Here is a 15,875-nt window from a genome sequence, read left to right on the forward strand (position 1 = left end):
TGCGGCCCCGGGGCGCGCGGCTCCGTAGGCTGGAGGTACGCGCGCCCAGGCACGAGGAGCATCCGATGACGTCTTCGCGGCCGGCACCCGGGGGCCCGCCCCGGGTGCGCCACCCCCTCTTCGCCGGCTTCTACGCCCGGTTCAGCGTCTCCGCCGAGACCCGGGGCGGGATCGGGGCGCTCCGGGCCGAGCTGCTCGCCGGGCTCGCCGGCCGGGTCGTGGAGGTCGGGGCCGGGAACGGGCTGAACTTCACGCACTATCCGGTCGGGGTCACGGAGGTCGTGGCCGTCGAGCCGGAGAACCGGCTGCGCGAACTGGCCGGGAAGGCCGCGCGGCGGGCCGCCGTTCCGGTGACCGTGGTGCCGGGCACGGCCGAGGCGCTGCCCGCGCCGGACGGCGCCTTCGACGCGGCGGTGGTCTCCCTGGTCCTGTGCACGGTACGGGACGTGCCGGCGGCCCTCGCCGAGCTGCGCCGCGTCCTGCGTCCCGGCGGCGAGCTGCGCTTCTTCGAGCACGGGGCGGCGGACACACCCGGGCTCGCGCGGGTGCAGCGGGGTCTCGACCGCACGGTGTGGCCGCTGCTCTTCGGCGGCTGCCACACCTCCCGCGTCCCGGCGGCGGAGATCGAGGAGGCCGGTTTCGTCCTCGGCCCGTACCGCTCCTTCGACGTCCCGGAGGGCGGACCGAGACTACCGTCCTCCCCCTGCGTCCTGGGCACGGCGAGGCGGTGAGGCGCCGCCGTCCCGCTCTCCGGAACCCCCTGGCACGGCCGGTGGCCCCCGTGATGGGATCCGGCCATGATCGACCTGCAGATACGTGCCGCCACCGTCGACGAGGCCGAGGCCGTCCTGGCCTTCTGGCGGGAGTCCGCCGAGGGGACGTCCGTCTCGGACGACGTGCCGGGGGTCACCCGGCTCGTCGAGCGCGACCCGGAGGCCCTGCTCCTCGCGGTGGCCGACGGGCGGATCGTGGGGTCCGTGATCGCCGGCTGGGACGGCTGGCGCGCCTCGCTCTACCGGCTCGCCGTCCTGCCCCCGTACCGGCGCCGGGGGATCTCCACCGCGCTCCTGCGGGCGGCCGAGGAACGGTTCGCCGTGCTCGGCGGGCGGCGTGCGGACGCCATGGTCCTGGAGGCGAACGAGACGGGACGGATGCTCTGGGCCGCCGCCGGGTATCAGCGCGAGGACCACTGGCGCCGCTGGGTGAAGCCGCTCGCGCGATAAGGACCACAGGGGGCGATCGACATGCTCGCTTTGCCCGTCCTTTACCATGGTCTCCCATCCCGACGATCGAAAGGTGTGAGCGTCCGCCCATGGGCGAGCCTCCCAGTAGCACTGGTTCCGAAAGACTCGAAAGCCGCGGCTCCGGCCGTCGGCGCCGAGCGGTCCTCCTCCCGCCGCGTGATCATGGGACGGAGGTGAACCGATGACCGAAGTGCTCCTGCTCCTCCTCGCGCTCCTGCTCTCCCTCGCGTGCGGCGCCTTCGTCGCGGCCGAGTTCTCGCTGACCACGGTCGAGCGCGGCGAACTCGAAGCCGCCGCGAAGCGCGGCGAGCGCGGCGCGGAGGGCGCGCTCAAGGCCGTCAGGTCGCTGACGTTCCAGCTCTCCGGCGCCCAGCTCGGCATCACCGTCACCAACCTGGTGGTCGGCATGCTGTCCGAGCCGTCGATCGCCGCCCTGATCAAGGGCCCGGTCGAGGCCCTCGGCCTCTCCGCCTCGGTCGCCTCCTCGGTGGCCCTGGTCCTGGGCACCGCCCTGTCGACCGTGGTCCTGATGGTGGTCGGCGAGCTGGTCCCCAAGAACTGGGCCATCTCCTCGCCGCTCGCCGTGGCGAAGGTGGTGGCCACGCCGCAGCGCGTGTTCACGGCCGCCTTCAAGCCGCTGATCAGCCACCTCAACAACACCGCGAACCGGATCCTGCGCCGGCTCGGCATGGAGCCGGCCGAGGAGCTGGCCTCCGCGCGCTCCCCGCAGGAGCTGGTGGCCCTCGCCCGGCACTCCGCGAAGGAGGGGTCCCTGGAGGCGGACACGGCCGAGCTGTTCGTCCGCACCCTGAACCTGGCGGAGCTGACCGCCGAGAACGTGATGACGCCCCGCGTGCAGGTCACCGCCCTGGAGGTGCAGGCCACCGCCGAGGACGTGGCGAACGCGACCCGCGCGACCGGGCTGTCCCGCTTCCCGGTCTACCGCAACAGCCTCGACGCGGTCGTCGGCATCGCCCACATCAAGGACGTCCTCGCCATACCGGCCGCCGAGCGGTACCGCCGCCCGATCGGGGAGATGCTGCGCGAGCCGCTGCTCGTCCCCGAGACGCTGACCGTGGACAGGCTCCTGGACCGGCTGTCCGGGAAGCAGACGATGGCGGTCGTCATCGACGAGTACGGCGGTACGGCCGGGGTCGTCACCCTGGAGGACATCGTCGAGGAGGTCGTCGGCGAGGTCCGCGACGAGCACGACCCGCACGAGACGCCGGACCTGGCACGGGCCGGCGAGGACGCGGACGGGCGCGCGCTGTGGTCCGCCGACGGCGCGGCCCGCACCGACCAGGTCGGCACGATCGGCCTGCGGGTGCCGGACGGCCCGTACGAGACGCTCGCGGGCTTCGTCGCCCACGAGCTGGGACGCATCCCGGCCGTCGGCGACGGCGTGGAGCTCGCCGGCTGGCGGCTCGACGTCGTGGACGCCTCGGGCCGGCGCGCGGCCCGCGTGCTCCTGCACGCGCCCGCGCACGACGCCGGGGACGAGACCGGGGAGGCCGGCCGATGATCGCGGTCCAGTTGCTGATCGGCCTGCTCACCCTGGTCGTCAACGCCTTCTTCGTCGGCGCCGAGTTCGCCCTGATCTCGGTCCGCCGCAGTCAGATCGAGCCCCTGGCCGAGGCCGGGGACAAGCGGGCGCGCAGTGTGGTGTGGGGCCTGGAGCACGTCTCCGCGATGCTCGCGGCGGCCCAGCTCGGCATCACGCTCTGCACCCTGGTCCTGGGCATCGTCGCCGAGCCGGCCATCGCGCACCTGCTCGAACCGGTCTTCGACGCGGTCGGCGTCCCGCACGGCCTGGTGCACCCGATCTCGTTCGTGATCGCCCTGTCGCTCGCGACGTACCTGCACATGCTGCTCGGCGAGATGGTGCCGAAGAACATCGCGCTCGCCGAGCCGACGCGCTCCGCGCTGCTGCTCGGGCCGCCCCTGGTGACGCTCGCCCGGGCGCTGCGGCCGGTGATCTTCTCGATCAACGCCTTCGCGAACGCCCTGCTCAAGCTGTTGCGGGTGGAGGTCAAGGACGAGGTGTCCGCGACCTTCTCGGACGACGAGCTGGCCCGCATGGTCACCGACGCCGGTGACGCCGGGCTCCTGGACGACCGGGCCGCCGAGCGGCTGCACGACGCCCTGGAGCTGGGCCGCCGTCCCGTGCGGGACGTGGTGATGCGGGCGGACAAGGTGGTGTCCACCCCGGTCGGCACCACCCCCGAGGAGCTGGAGGCGCTGTCGGCGCGGACCGGGTTCTCCCGCTTCCCCGTGGTCGACGCGGAGGGCCGCATCCTGGGCTATCTGCACGTCAAGGACGCCCTGGACATCGTCCCGCGCGACCTGCCGTTCCCGGTGTCGTCGCTGCGGCCGATCGCCCGGGTGCGGGCGGAGACGCCGCTGGACGACGTCCTGACCGCGATGCGCCGCAGCCGGACGCACCTGGCGGCGGTCCTCGACGAGAACGACCGGCAGGCCGGGCTCGTGGCGATGGAGGACGTGCTGCGCGAGCTGGTGGGGCGCCCCGCGGCGTCGTAGCGGCCGCGCAGGGAGGACGAAGGGCCCCGGGATCCGTCCCGGGGCCCTTCGGGCTTCGTTCAGAGCGCGGTGGCGGCCAGCCAGTCGTCCAGGAGGCCCCGGTCGCCGGTGTGCGTGAAGCAGGGGTCGTCGGCGCCGTAGCGGCGGTGCAGGAGGAGGAGCAGCTCCCCGGCGTCCGCCTCGACGGCGGCGGTGGGCTCCGCGCCGCCGCTCCCCCGGGTCCAGGTGAAGCCGCCCCCGCCGGGGACGATGGTCCAGACGGCCCCGGTGTCGCGGGCGGTGAGGCGCAGGACCGTCCCGTCCCGGCCGAGCCGGGAGAGCGGCTCCGCGATCCGGGCGATGTACGGGGCGTCGGTCAGGAAGTGGTCGACGGCGTCCGCGGCCGCGGCGGGGTCGAGGGGGCCGGTCTTCCCGTCGACGGCGAGTTCGGCGTCGGCGAGGTGGACCAGGGTCTCGAAGAGCACGTGGCGGGGGTAGTGGCGGACGTGCGGGTCGGCGCCCGGGGACCAGACGGGGGCGTCCGGGTCGGCGTCGCGCGCGGTGGCGGCGAAGCGCTCGGCGCCGGCGACGAGCCAGTCGGCGTACGCGGCGGGGCCGGCCGGCGGGTCGAGGGGGACGTCCTCCGCGAGGATACGGGTGGCGGAGCGGGTCCGTACGAGGTGCTCGGCCCAGCGGTGGACGGTGCCGACGTGCCGGGCGAGGTCCGCGAGGGTCCAGTCGGGGCAGCCGGGGACGGGCGTCGCGGGGTCGGCGTCGCGGACGACGGCGGCGAGGCGGCGGGCGTGGTCCAGGACGGCGTCGCAGGCGGCGGCGTGGGTGTCCCCGGTGAGCCCGAAGCCGCCGGAGACCCCGAGCGGCCCGTCCCGCCGGGGGCCCTCAGGCGCGCGCGGGGCGGCCGCGCGCAGCAGCCCGTCGAGGGTCCGCCGGTCGGCCGCCGTGAGCCCGGAGAGAAGGGTGTGGCCGGTGGACTCCAGCCATCTCACCGCCGTATCGGGGTCGAGGACGTCCTCGTCGGCGTCCTCGACCGCCGTCACCAGTCCGGCCAGTGCCTCGGCCAGGGCGCTCAGGAGCGCTTCGCTCATCGGACTTCCCCTCCCGGGTTCTCCACGGCACGCCTCGCATACCGCACGGTATGATCGCTCCGCCATGGAGATCAATGCCACGTACAACAGTTTCGTCGCCCTCGGCGACAGCTTCACCGAGGGTATGTCGGACCTGAGGCCCGACGGCTCCTACGGAGGCTGGGCCGACGCCCTCGCGGGCCGTCTCGCCGCCCGCTCCCCCGGCTTCCGCTACGCGAACCTCGCCGTGCGCGGGAAGCTCATCGGACAGATCGTCGAGGAGCAAGTCGGCCCGGCCGCAACGATGGAGGCCGATGTGGTCACCCTCGTCGGCGGCCTCAACGACACCCTCCGCCCCAAGGTCGACATGGTCCGGGTGAGGGACCTCCTCACCGAGGCAGTGGAACGCCTCACACCCGCCTGCGGACAGCTCGTCCTGATGCGCAGCCCCGGCCGGAACGGCCCCGTCATGGAGCGCTTCCGGCCCCGGATGGAGGAGCTCTTCGCCCACGTCGACGCGCTCGCCGCCCGGCACGGCGCCCTGGTCGTCGACCTGTACGGGGCGCCGTCGCTCGGCGACCCCCGCCTCTGGGACGTGGACCGGCTCCACCTGACGGCCGAGGGGCACCGGCGGGTCGCCGAGGCCGTGTGGCAGACCCTCGGCCTGGAGCCCGGGGAGGACTGGCGCACCCCGATGCCGCCGACCGCGCGCCCCCGCTGGGCGAGCCGGCGGCTCGCGGACGCCCGCTTCGCCAAGGAGCACCTGGGCCCCTGGATCGGGCGGCGTCTGACCGGCCGCTCCTCCGGCGACGGCCTCGCGCCCAAGCGCCCGGAGCTGCTTCCGTACGCGCCCTCGGTGAGCGTCCGGTCGGAGCGCCCGTGACCCGCGTCTCGTAGCAAGCTCCACATCGGGCGGCGGCGGCGACCTGCAGAAACCGCCAGGTAAACTCTGCCCACGTGACTGCTGTGACTGCGAAGCCCCGCATCCCCAACGTTCTGGCCGGCCGCTACGCCTCCGCGGAGCTCGCCGTCCTCTGGTCCCCCGAGCAGAAGGTGAAGCTGGAGCGGCGCCTGTGGCTCGCCGTGCTGCGTGCGCAGAAGGACCTCGGGATCGAGGTTCCGGAGGAGGCCCTCGCCGACTACGAGCGCGTCCTCGACCAGGTCGACCTCGGCTCCGTCGCCGAGCGCGAGAAGGTCACCCGGCACGACGTGAAGGCCCGCATCGAGGAGTTCAACGCCCTCGCCGGCCACGAGCACGTCCACAAGGGCATGACCTCGCGCGACCTCACCGAGAACGTCGAGCAGCTCCAGATCCGGCTCTCCCTGGAGCTGATGCGGGACCGCACGGTCGCCGTCCTCGCCCGCCTGGGCCGGCTCTCCGCCGAGTACGCCGAGCTGGTCATGGCCGGCCGCTCGCACAACGTCGCCGCGCAGGCGACCACCCTCGGCAAGCGGTTCGCGACGGCGACGGACGAGCTGCTCGTGGCGTACGCGCGCCTGGAGGAGCTGCTCGGCCGCTACCCGCTGCGCGGCATCAAGGGCCCGGTCGGCACCGCGCAGGACATGCTGGACCTGCTCGGCGGCGACGCCGGCAAGCTGGCCGAGCTCGAACAGCGGATCGCCGGTCACCTCGGCTTCGCGCACGCCTTCACCTCGGTCGGCCAGGTCTACCCGCGCTCGCTCGACTACGACGTGGTCACCGCCCTCGTCCAGCTCGCCGCCGCGCCGTCCTCGACCGCCAAGACGATCCGCCTGATGGCGGGCCACGAGCTGGTCACCGAGGGCTTCAAGCCCGGCCAGGTCGGCTCCTCGGCGATGCCGCACAAGATGAACACCCGCTCCTGCGAGCGCGTCAACGGCCTCATGGTCATCCTGCGCGGCTACGCCTCGATGACCGGCGAGCTGGCCGGCGACCAGTGGAACGAGGGCGACGTGTCCTGCTCCGTGGTCCGCCGGGTCGCGCTGCCGGACGCCTTCTTCGCCCTGGACGGCCTCCTGGAGACCTTCCTCACCGTGCTCGACGAGTTCGGCGCCTTCCCGGCCGTCGTCGCCCGCGAGCTCGACCGCTACCTGCCCTTCCTGGCGACCACCAAGGTCCTCATGGGCGCGGTGCGCGCCGGGGTCGGCCGCGAGGTCGCCCACGAGGCCATCAAGGAGAACGCCGTGGCCTCCGCGCTCGCCATGCGCGAGCAGGGCGCCGAGCGCAACGAGCTCCTCGACAAGCTGGCCGCCGACGAGCGCATCCCGCTGGACCGGGCGCAGCTCGACGAGCTGATGGCGGACAAGCTGTCCTTCACGGGTGCCGCCGCCGACCAGGTCGCCGCCGTGGTCGCGCGCGTCGACGCGATCGTGAAGCAGCACCCGGAGGCCGCCGCCTACACCCCCGGGGCGATCCTCTGACCCCCTCCCCCCGGTTCACCCGGCAGGAGCTGGAGGCCGCTCGCGACCGCGTCGTTCCGGACGTGGTCGCGGGCGGCCTCTCGGTGCTCTTCTGCGGGATCAACCCGGGTCTGATGACGGCGGCGTCCGGCCACCACTTCGCCCGGCCGGGCAACCGGTTCTGGCCGGTGCTGCACCTGTCGGGGTTCACGCCGCGGCAGCTCCGGCCGGACGAGCAGGAGGAGCTCCTGGCGTACGGCCTCGGGATCACCAACGTGGTGGCGCGGCCGTCCGCGCGGGCCGACGAGCTGACCCGCGAGGAGTACCTGGAGGGCGGGCGGCTGCTCTCCGAGCGGGTGGAGCGACTGGCCCCGCGCTGGCTCGCGATCGCCGGCGTCACGGCGTACCGCGCGGCCTTCGACGAGCCGAAGGCGGTGATCGGGCCGCAGGAGCGGACGATCGGCACCACCCGGATCTGGGCCCTGCCCAGCCCGAGCGGCCTCAACGCCCACTGGTCGACGGCGGCGATGGCCGAGGAGTTCGCCCGGCTCCGCGAGGCGGCGGGGCTCCCGGAGGCGGGAGCGTAGGGCGGTTCCGGTCCCGCCGTGCGGACCGGGCCGGGGCCGTACGGCGACCGGGGTCCCGTACGGCTCTCGCGCGGGCCCGCGGGCGGTGAACGGGGCGTCCGGCACGTCCCGTTCCGCTTCGTACCCCCTCCCGCTTCCTCCCGGACGCGCCCGTCCGTCGCCGGTTCCGCCGGCCGGGGGCCCGGACCGCCGTCGGCACCGCGCGCACGGACCGTCACCCAAGCGTGACGGGGGCGGCACTCGCCGCGTCGGGACCCATTGAGTACCATCCGGCTGAAGGGCCACGAGCTGGGAGGACACACGGTGGGGCGGCTGACCGGCGGGGATCCGTCTCTGCTGCGGCGGATCAACTCCGCGGTGGTACTCCATGCGCTGCGGGGCGCCGACGCGCCCACGCTCACCGATCTGACCCGGATCACCGGTCTGTCGCGGCCCACGGTCGAGGGCGTCGTCGAAGGTCTCATGGAGGGCGGGCTCGTCGTCGAGTCGGCGCCCGAGGAGGGCGAGGCCCGGCGGCAGGGGCGTCCGGCGCGGAGGTTCCGCTTCCGCGCGGAGGCCGGCCACCTGCTCGGCATCGAGATCGGCCCGCACCGGGTGGCCGCCCTGCTCTCCGGCCTCGACGGACGGATCATCGGCGCGGGGTCCCGCGTGGTGTCGGAGACGGCGCCCGAGGACGAGCGGCTCGACCGGGTGCGCACGGTCGTCGCGGACGTGCTGCGCAGGGCCGGGGTCGCCCGGTCCAACCTGCGGGCCGTGGGCGTGGGCACGCCCGGCATCGTGGAGGCCGACGGGACCGTGCGGCTGGGGACGGCGCTGCCCGGCTGGACGGGGCTCGCGCTCGGCGAGCGGCTGCGGCGCTCCTTCCGCTGCCCCGTGATCGTGGAGAACGACGCCAACGCGGCGGCCGTCGCCGAGCACTGGAAGGGTGCCGCGACCGACTCCGACGACATCGTGTTCGTCCTGGCCGGGCTGAGCCCGGGGGCCGGTTCGCTGATCGGCGGCCGGCTGCACCGCGGTTTCGGCGGGGCGGCCGGGGAGATCGGCGCCCTGCACCTGCTCGGCCGGGGCGTCACCCCGGAGCACCTGCTCTCGACGACGGACGAGCCGCTGCACCCGCTGGACGAGCAGGCGGTCGCGGAGGTCTTCGCGCTGGCCAGGAAGGGCGACGCGCGGGCGGAGGCGGCGGTGGAGCGGTTCATCCAGCGGCTCGTGCACGACGTGGCGGCCCTCGTCCTGGCCATCGACCCCGAGCTGGTCGTGGTGGGCGGCTGGGCGGCCGGTCTCGACGGGGTGCTCCAGCCGCTCCGCGAGGAGCTGGCCCGGTTCTGCCTGCGGCCGCCCCGGGTGGTGCTGTCCCTGCTGGGCGAGGCCGCGGTGGGCACGGGGGCGCTGCGCCTGGCCCTCGACCACGTCGAGGAGCAGCTCTTCGCGGTCGACGGAACGGTGACGGCCCGCCGCTGAACCGCCGGAGGGGCGGTCCCGGGACGGGCCGGTACGGGCGGGGGCGTACGGAGGACGGCTACGAGGCCATGACCAGGTCGCCCGAGTCGCCGAAGGTGAGGCGGCAGGTGTCGGCGCGGTAGGTGGCGACGGAGACGGCGGCGGTGCGGCCCCCGGAGAGGTAGCGGGTCGTCACGACGAGGACGGGCGCGCCCGGCAGCCGGTCGAGCTCCTTGGCGTCGTCGGCGCGGGCGGAGCCGAGCTCGACGGAGCGGTCCTGGCCGTCCAGGGCGAGGTGCTGGAGCTCGCGGAGCACGGCGCGGGCGCGGGCGGTGCCCGCGGGGGCGTCGATGCCGCTGAGGCCGGGGACGGAGTCGGCCGGCACGTAGAGCAGTTCGGCGGCGACCGGCTGGCCCTGGCTGATGCGGAGGCGGCGGACGACGTGCACCCGGTCCTCGGCGCCGGTCTCCAGGACGCGCGCGACGGCGGCCGGGGGGACGTCGGAGGCGGAGTCCAGGGACTGCCAGGCCTCGTCGCCGACGCCCGGCCAGGCGTGCTGGGTGGTGGAGACGTCCACGCCGACGCGCGGCGGGGCGACCGTGGTGCCGACGCCGCGGCGCCGCTGGAGGCGCCCCTCCAGCTCCAACTGCTCCAGGGCCTGCCGGAGCGTGGCCCGGGCGACGCCGAAGCGCGCGGCGAGCTCGCGCTCGTTGGGGAGGATCTCCCCGACGGCGAAGTCCGAGTCGAGCGCTTCGCCGATCACCGTCTTGAGGTGCTGGTATTTCGGTTCCGGCACCGATGCCAGCCGCGTGGTCCCCACCCTGATCCTCCGCAATTCGCCGTGTCCCGCGGCGTTTTTCCGCGCCCTTGTTTATTAAAGGTTCCTGCACTAACTCTGCGACCATAAGGCGAGCCACCCCCTTGGTCAAGACCAATCCTCCGCCGAAAACCCCGGAATGTGGCTCTCTGACCTAGATCGTTCACAGGACGTTCGCACCCCTGTGAGGCGCCGGTAGCGGAAAACTCCCGCTCCGGGACGGCGGAGGCGGGGGTTCGTGCGGCGCCGGCGGCGCCGGACGGCCGAGAAGCGCGCCCCGGCGGGAGAGAGCGCCGTGTTATGGCCAAGTGTTATTACCCCGCGCGCCCCTCCCTTCGGAATCATGGGTCATGTCCATGCCGAACCACCGCCCCGCCGGCGGGGCTCCGGCATGCGCGCGGCCCCCTCCGGGCCGCCGCCCCCCACACGCGCGTCCGGCGGACGCGCCCACCGAATCGAGGAACCTTGCGCATCTCACGGCTCGTGCCCGCCCTCGCGGCCGCGGCGGTCTCCGTCCTCGCCCTCCTCTCCCCCAGCGCCTCGGCGGCGCCGGCGCCCGCTGCCCCGGCGGTCCGGGCCGTGCAGCCGATCATCGGCGGCGGCTACGCCTCGAACGCCCCGTGGGCGGCCCGGCTGCTCTCGAACGGCCGGGAGACCTGTTCGGCCACGATCATCGCCCCGACCTGGATCCTCACCGCCAAGCACTGCGTCACCGGCGGCGGGCTCTCGTTCCGCATCGGCAGCCTCGACCAGTACAGCGGCGGCACCGTGGCCAACGGCGCCCAGACGTACACGCACAGCGCGGACCTGGCCCTCGTCCGCCTCGACCGCTCCGTCTCGGCGACCTACGCGACGCTCGGCCAGCCGGGCACCGTGCGCGTCGGCCAGAACGTCCAGGTGTACGGCTGGGGCGCCACGTCCCAGTGCGGTTCGGAGGCCACCTGCCAGTCCCGCTACCTGAAGGTCGCCAACGTCACCGTCACCGGCGGCTGCACCGACGCCTACGGCGGCTCCGCGATCTGTGCCCGCCGGGGCGACGGCATCACCGCCGGCGGCGACTCCGGCGGCCCCATGACGGCCGCCGGAGCCCAGGTCGGCGTCGCCTCCACGAGCGACCGCCAGACCACCACGGCGTACACCAACGTGACGGCGTACCGCTCCTGGATCAAGTCGATCGCGGGCGTGTGACGCGCTTCCGTCCCTGACGGGTGAGGGGCCTTCCGCCGCGGTGCGGTGGGAGGTCCCTCGCCCTTCCCTTTCCCGGCTCTGCGTCAGATGCCCTTCAGGCCCCGGAACTTGTCGGGGTTCCGGATGATGTGGACGGTCTGGACGCGTCCGTCCCTGACCTCGATCTGGAGCACCGTGTCGACGTGCCCGTCGATGAACGAGACCAGGGCCGGGGCGCCGTTGACCTCGACGAGGCGGTGCTCGTACAGGAAGTCCGCCTCCCGGGCCACGGCGTTGAGGAAGCGGCCGACCTTGGCCGCGGTGTCGATGACCCGCAGCGGCGCCTTGGACTTGCCGCCGCTGTCGCCGACGAGGCGCACGTCCGGCGCGAGCAGGGCGAGGAGTTCGCCGAGGTCGCCGCCGGAGGCCGCCGCGAGGAAGCGTTCGGTGAGGTCGCGGCGCTCGGCCGGGTCGACGTCGTAGCGCGGCCTGCCCTCGTCGACGTGGCGCCGGGCGCGTCCGGCGAGCTGGCGCACGGCCGCCTCGGAGCGGTCCAGGGCGGTGGCGATCTCCCCGTACGGGAAGCCGAAGGCCTCGCGCAGCACGAAGACGGCCCGCTCCAGGGGCGAGAGGGATTCGAGGACGACGAGGACGGCGAGCGAGACGGAGTCGGCGAGCAGGGCGCGCTCGGCGGTGTCGGGGGCGGCCGGGCCGAAGTCGGTGACGACGGGCTCGGGAAGCCAGGGGCCGACGTAGGTCTCGCGGCGCGTGTGGGCGAGCCGGAGCCGGTCGAGGGCGAGGCGGGTGGTGATCCGTACGAGGAAGGCGCGCGGTTCGCGGACGGCGGCCCGGTCCTCGGCGGTCCAGCGCAGCCAGGCCTCCTGGACGACGTCCTCGGCGTCGGCGGCGCGCCCGAGCATCCGGTAGGCGACGCCGAGGAGCATCGGGCGGTGCTCCTCGAAGAGCGCGGTCAGGGCGTCGGTCGGAACGCCGCCGGAGCCGGGAGCGGTGGTACCGCCGGAGCCGGGGTCGGTGGTATCGCCGGAGGCAGGGCCGCCGGTACCGCCGGAAGCGGGTCCGGTGGTGCCGGGCGGGGCGTCGGCGGGGATGTCGGTGGGCACCCGTCCATCCCAGCCCACCTCCCGCGGCCTGTCCAGTTCGGAGCGGGCTCTTGAACTCCCGGCTACCGACCGGTAATTCTTACTGACGGGACGTCCAAGAAGCGCCTCGACAGGGAGTCCGCATGCCCGCACGGAACACGTTCACGATCGAGACCCCCACGGGTCCCCGCACGACGTCCCTGACGTACGAGAGGAGGGGCTCGGGCGAGCCCCTGCTGCTCCTCCACGGCATCGGACACCACTGGCAGGCCTGGGAGCCCGTCCTCGACGTCCTGGCCGCCGAGCGGGACGTGATCGCCGTCGACCTGCCCGGCTTCGGCGCCTCCGACGCGCTGCCGGACGGCTCCCCGTACGACCTGTCCGGCGTCGTCCCCGTCCTCGGCGCCTTCTGCGGGGCCCTCGGCGTGGAGCGTCCGCACGTGGCCGGGAACTCGCTCGGCGGGCTGCTCGCGCTGGAGCTCGGCCGGGAGGAGCTGGTGCGTTCGGTCACCGCCCTCTCCCCCGCCGGCTTCTGGACGGAGGCCGAGCGGCGGTACGCCTTCGGGACGCTGCGGGCCATGCGCGGCGCGGCCCTGTCGCTGCCCGTGCCGGTGATCGAGCGGCTCTCCCGCACGCCCGCCGGACGCACCGCCCTCACCAGCACCATCTACGCCCGGCCCGCGCGGCGTTCACCCGAGGCGGTCGTCGCCGAGACGCTCGCGCTGCGCGGCGCGACCGGCTTCCACCAGACCCTGGCGGCGGGCCGGACCGTGCTCTTCCGCGACGACGTCCCCGCGGTCCCCGTCACCGTCGCCTGGGGCACCCGCGACCGGCTGCTCCTCCGCCGCCAGGGCGTCCGCGCCAAGCGGGCCCTGCCCGCCGCGCGCCTCGTCCGGCTGCCCGGCTGCGGCCACGTGCCCATGAACGACGATCCGGCCCTCGTCGCGCGCGTGATCCTGGACGGCAGCCGCTGAGGCCGTCTTCGTACGGGTGAACAGGCCGGTGCCGAGGGCGGCGCCGGCCCCCACGAGCAGGCTGCCGACCGCCTGCGGGAGGCCGAAGGCGGCGCCCGCGACCAGGGCGGCGCTCAGGGCGGCGGCGACCGGGATCGCCCCGGTGAAGAGGGTGGCCCGTTCCACGCCGATCCGCTGGACGCCCATGTAGAAGAGGACGAAGCCGACGACCGTGGCCAGGACCGCCTGCCACGCGAGCGCCCCCGCCTCGACGCCCGTCGGCATCCGGACGAAGCCGGTGCCGTCCGCGAGCAGGCCGAGGAGCGCCGCCTCGGCCGCGCCGACCCCGCAGACGGCGGCGGTGAGCAGCTTCGGGCCGAGGATCCGCAGCACCGGGACGGCCAGGACCGTGAACCCCACCTCGCCCGCGAGCGCCGCCAGCGACCAGCCGATCCCGGCCGTGTCCGTACGCCCCCAGCCCTGCACGGTGAACGCGCCGGCGGTGACGAGCAGCGCCCCGTACAGCACGGCGCGGGCCGGCCTGCGGCCCTCGGCCAGCGGGACGAGGACGGCGACGACGACCGGCGCGCAGCCCACCAGGACGCCGGGGACGGCCGGTTCGGCGGTCCGCTCGGCGGCCAGCACCGCGAGGTTGAAGCCGACCATGCCGACGGCCGCGAGGGCGGCGAGCCGCAGCCGGTGCCGGGCGGTCAGGAGCCGGAGCGGGGCGATCCCGCCGCGGCCGAGCAGCGGGAGCAGGAGCAGACAGGCGGCCCCGTAGCGGAGCGCCTGTCCGCCCGCGTACGGATAGGCGCCGAGCAGGCTGTTCGCGGTGAAGGAGGCACCGACGAGGGCGTAGGCGAGGGTCACGATCAGGACGCCGCGCAAGGAGTTCGCGTTCACGGTCCCGACGCTAGGAATCCGCGCGGCCCCCGTTAAGGTCCACTTCCATGACGCCATCGGGGACCACTTCGGGCGGGGCGACGGATCCCGCCGGACAGCCCGCGTGGGAGCTGCTGCTCCCGGCCGCCGGGGCGCCGGCGCGGCGGCGGGGCCGGGCGCTCCAGGAGGCGCTGCGCGAGGCGGTCCGCTCGGGGCGGCTCGCGGTCGGGACGCGGCTGCCGTCCACGCGTGAGCTCGCGGCCGACCTCGGCGTCTCGCGGGGCCTCGTCACCGAGGCGTACGAGCAGCTCACCGCCGAGGGGTACCTGCGCGGCGCACGGGGCGCGGGGACCTGGGTGGGCGGCGCGGTGCGGGTGCCCGGCGGGGGCGGGGGCGGGGGCGGGACGGGCGGTACGGCCGGGGCGGACGGGCGCGGGGGGCGCGGTCCGGGCGCCGGGGTGCCGGGGCCGGGCGTCCGGGTGGACTTCCGGCCGGGGACCCCGGACCTGTCGCTGTTCCCGAGGAGCGCGTGGGCGGCGGCGCAGCGGTCCGTCCTGGCGCGGCTGCCCCACCGGGCGCTCGGCTACCCGGACCCGCGCGGGCTTCCCGAACTGCGCGAGGCGCTGGCCGGGATGCTGGCGCGACGGCGGGGCGTGGTGGCCGATCCGGAGCGGCTCGTGGTCTGTTCGGGCGTGGCGCAGGCGTCGACGCTCCTGGGGTTCGTGCTGCGGGCGCGGGGACTGCGCACGGTCGGCGTCGAGGATCCCGGCAGCCCCGAGCACGGACGCCTCTTCGCCTCCACCGGCATGGAGACGGTGTGGCTGCCGCTGGACGGGGAGGGCCTGCGTCCGGGACCGCTCGCCGCCTCGGGGGTGCGGGCCGTGGTCGTGACGCCCTCGCACCAGTTCCCGTCCGGGATCGGCTGGTCGGCCGGGCGGCGCGCCGCGCTCCTCGACTGGGCGCGGGCGGTCGACGGCTACGTCCTGGAGGACGACTACGACGGGGACTTCCGGTACGACCGGGCGCCGGTCGGCGCGCTCCAGGGCCTCGATCCGGAGCGGGTCGTCTACGCGGGGTCGGTCAGCAAGTCGCTGGCGCCCGGGCTGCGGCTCGGCTGGACGCTCGTCCCCGAGGAGCTGCTCGACGAGGTCGTGGAGCGGAAGCGGACGATGGACCTCGGCAATCCGGTGCTCGACCAGGCCGTCCTCGCGGAGTTCGTGACGCGGGGCGGGTACGACCGGCAACTGCGCCGCTGCCAGCGCGCCTACCGGGAGCGGCGGGACGTGCTGCTCGCCGCCCTCGCCGAGCACCTCCCCGGCACCGGCGTGAGCGGCATCGCGGCCGGACTGCACGTCATCGCGCGCGCACCGGCGCGCTTCGGCCCGCCGGAGCGGTTCCTGGCGCGGGCGGCGGGGGCGGGGGTGGCGCTGCGGTCCCTGGAGGAGTACGGCACGGCCCGCCCGGCGGACGGGGACGTACGGCTCGTCATCGGCTACGCGCACCTGGCGCCGTCGGCGATCGCGGAGGGGATCGGGCTGGTGGCGGGGGCGGTGGGGGGCTGAACGGAGCCGGTGGGGTGGGCTGTTCGCGCGGGAGGCCCGGACGGGGCGGGACCGGCGGGACGATCTGTTCACGCGGGGTTCGCGCGGGCGCCGTTCCCGGCCGTTAGGCAGGGGGCGGCGTAGCGACCACGACCGGAATCGACCA

Annotated in this window: 14 protein-coding genes and 1 pseudogene; 11 read left to right on the forward strand and 4 right to left on the reverse strand. The window is 75.1% G+C overall.

What is annotated here, in order from left to right; all coding sequences use genetic code 11:
* Positions 1–65 precede the first annotated feature (65 nt).
* From ACFYNX_RS28200 to ACFYNX_RS28215, 4 genes are all read left to right on the forward strand, one after another.
* A complete protein-coding gene (locus tag ACFYNX_RS28200; protein WP_388665311.1) occupies positions 66–731 on the forward strand; it encodes a class I SAM-dependent methyltransferase in 666 nt (221 codons plus the stop codon).
* A 66-nt stretch (positions 732–797) separates the two neighbouring features.
* Positions 798–1,223 (forward strand): GNAT family N-acetyltransferase, encoded by a 426-nt coding sequence (locus ACFYNX_RS28205; protein WP_388665313.1) that lies wholly within the window; start codon positions 798–800, stop codon positions 1,221–1,223.
* Between the two features lie 202 nt (positions 1,224–1,425).
* A complete protein-coding gene (locus ACFYNX_RS28210; protein WP_388665315.1) occupies positions 1,426–2,766 on the forward strand; it encodes a hemolysin family protein in 1,341 nt (446 codons plus the stop codon).
* Entirely contained in the window at positions 2,763–3,782 is a 1,020-nt protein-coding gene (locus tag ACFYNX_RS28215) for a hemolysin family protein (RefSeq protein ID WP_388665317.1), read from the forward strand. Before ACFYNX_RS28210 ends, ACFYNX_RS28215 begins: the two co-directional genes overlap by 4 nt.
* A gap of 59 nt (positions 3,783–3,841) precedes the next feature.
* On the opposite strand, the gene ACFYNX_RS28220 is transcribed toward ACFYNX_RS28215, so the two are convergent.
* Positions 3,842–4,864 (reverse strand): maleylpyruvate isomerase N-terminal domain-containing protein, encoded by a 1,023-nt coding sequence (locus tag ACFYNX_RS28220; protein ID WP_388665319.1) that lies wholly within the window; start codon positions 4,862–4,864, stop codon positions 3,842–3,844.
* 64 nt (positions 4,865–4,928) lie between these two features.
* On the opposite strand from ACFYNX_RS28220, the gene ACFYNX_RS28225 reads away from it, so the two are divergent.
* The 4 genes from ACFYNX_RS28225 to ACFYNX_RS28240 all read left to right on the forward strand — a co-directional run bounded on the left by ACFYNX_RS28225 (position 4,929) and on the right by ACFYNX_RS28240 (position 9,270).
* Positions 4,929–5,726: an SGNH/GDSL hydrolase family protein gene (locus tag ACFYNX_RS28225; protein ID WP_388665321.1), complete on the forward strand. Its 798-nt coding sequence runs from the start codon at positions 4,929–4,931 to the stop codon at positions 5,724–5,726.
* 74 nt (positions 5,727–5,800) lie between these two features.
* Positions 5,801–7,243, forward strand: a complete 1,443-nt coding sequence (purB, locus tag ACFYNX_RS28230; RefSeq protein WP_388665323.1) for an adenylosuccinate lyase — start codon at positions 5,801–5,803, stop codon at positions 7,241–7,243.
* Positions 7,244–7,305: 62 nt separating this feature from the next.
* Positions 7,306–7,809 (forward strand): G/U mismatch-specific DNA glycosylase, encoded by a 504-nt coding sequence (gene mug, locus ACFYNX_RS28235; RefSeq protein WP_125662368.1) that lies wholly within the window; start codon positions 7,306–7,308, stop codon positions 7,807–7,809.
* 303 nt (positions 7,810–8,112) lie between these two features.
* Complete coding sequence (locus ACFYNX_RS28240) at positions 8,113–9,270, forward strand: ROK family transcriptional regulator (protein ID WP_365547713.1); 1,158 nt, start codon at positions 8,113–8,115, stop codon at positions 9,268–9,270.
* A gap of 58 nt (positions 9,271–9,328) precedes the next feature.
* Here the strand turns inward: ACFYNX_RS28240 and ACFYNX_RS28245 are convergent, their stop codons facing one another.
* Complete coding sequence (locus ACFYNX_RS28245; protein WP_365547710.1) at positions 9,329–10,069, reverse strand: GntR family transcriptional regulator; 741 nt, start codon at positions 10,067–10,069, stop codon at positions 9,329–9,331.
* 462 nt (positions 10,070–10,531) lie between these two features.
* Here ACFYNX_RS28245 and ACFYNX_RS28250 point away from each other — a divergent pair, with 462 nt between their 5' ends.
* Positions 10,532–11,254 (forward strand): S1 family peptidase, encoded by a 723-nt coding sequence (locus ACFYNX_RS28250; RefSeq protein ID WP_388665326.1) that lies wholly within the window; start codon positions 10,532–10,534, stop codon positions 11,252–11,254.
* A gap of 83 nt (positions 11,255–11,337) precedes the next feature.
* Here the strand turns inward: ACFYNX_RS28250 and sigJ are convergent, their stop codons facing one another.
* Entirely contained in the window at positions 11,338–12,177 is an 840-nt protein-coding gene (gene sigJ / locus ACFYNX_RS28255; RefSeq protein WP_388665488.1) for an RNA polymerase sigma factor SigJ, read from the reverse strand.
* 299 nt (positions 12,178–12,476) lie between these two features.
* On the opposite strand from sigJ, the gene ACFYNX_RS28260 reads away from it, so the two are divergent.
* A complete protein-coding gene (locus ACFYNX_RS28260) occupies positions 12,477–13,307 on the forward strand; it encodes an alpha/beta fold hydrolase (protein ID WP_388665328.1) in 831 nt (276 codons plus the stop codon).
* 45 nt (positions 13,308–13,352) lie between these two features.
* Here the strand turns inward: ACFYNX_RS28260 and ACFYNX_RS28265 are convergent.
* Positions 13,353–14,246 (reverse strand): annotated as a pseudogene (locus tag ACFYNX_RS28265) (EamA family transporter); the annotation flags it as partial.
* Between ACFYNX_RS28265 and ACFYNX_RS28270 the strand changes: the two are divergent.
* Positions 14,237–15,730 (forward strand): PLP-dependent aminotransferase family protein, encoded by a 1,494-nt coding sequence (locus ACFYNX_RS28270; RefSeq protein ID WP_388665330.1) that lies wholly within the window; start codon positions 14,237–14,239, stop codon positions 15,728–15,730. The pseudogene ACFYNX_RS28265 and the gene ACFYNX_RS28270 sit on opposite strands and share 10 nt — an antisense overlap.
* Positions 15,731–15,875: the final 145 nt, after the last annotated feature.

The sequence above is a fragment of the Streptomyces sp. NPDC007872 genome, assembly GCF_042868165.1.
In the GTDB taxonomy this organism is placed as follows: domain Bacteria; phylum Actinomycetota; class Actinomycetes; order Streptomycetales; family Streptomycetaceae; genus Streptomyces.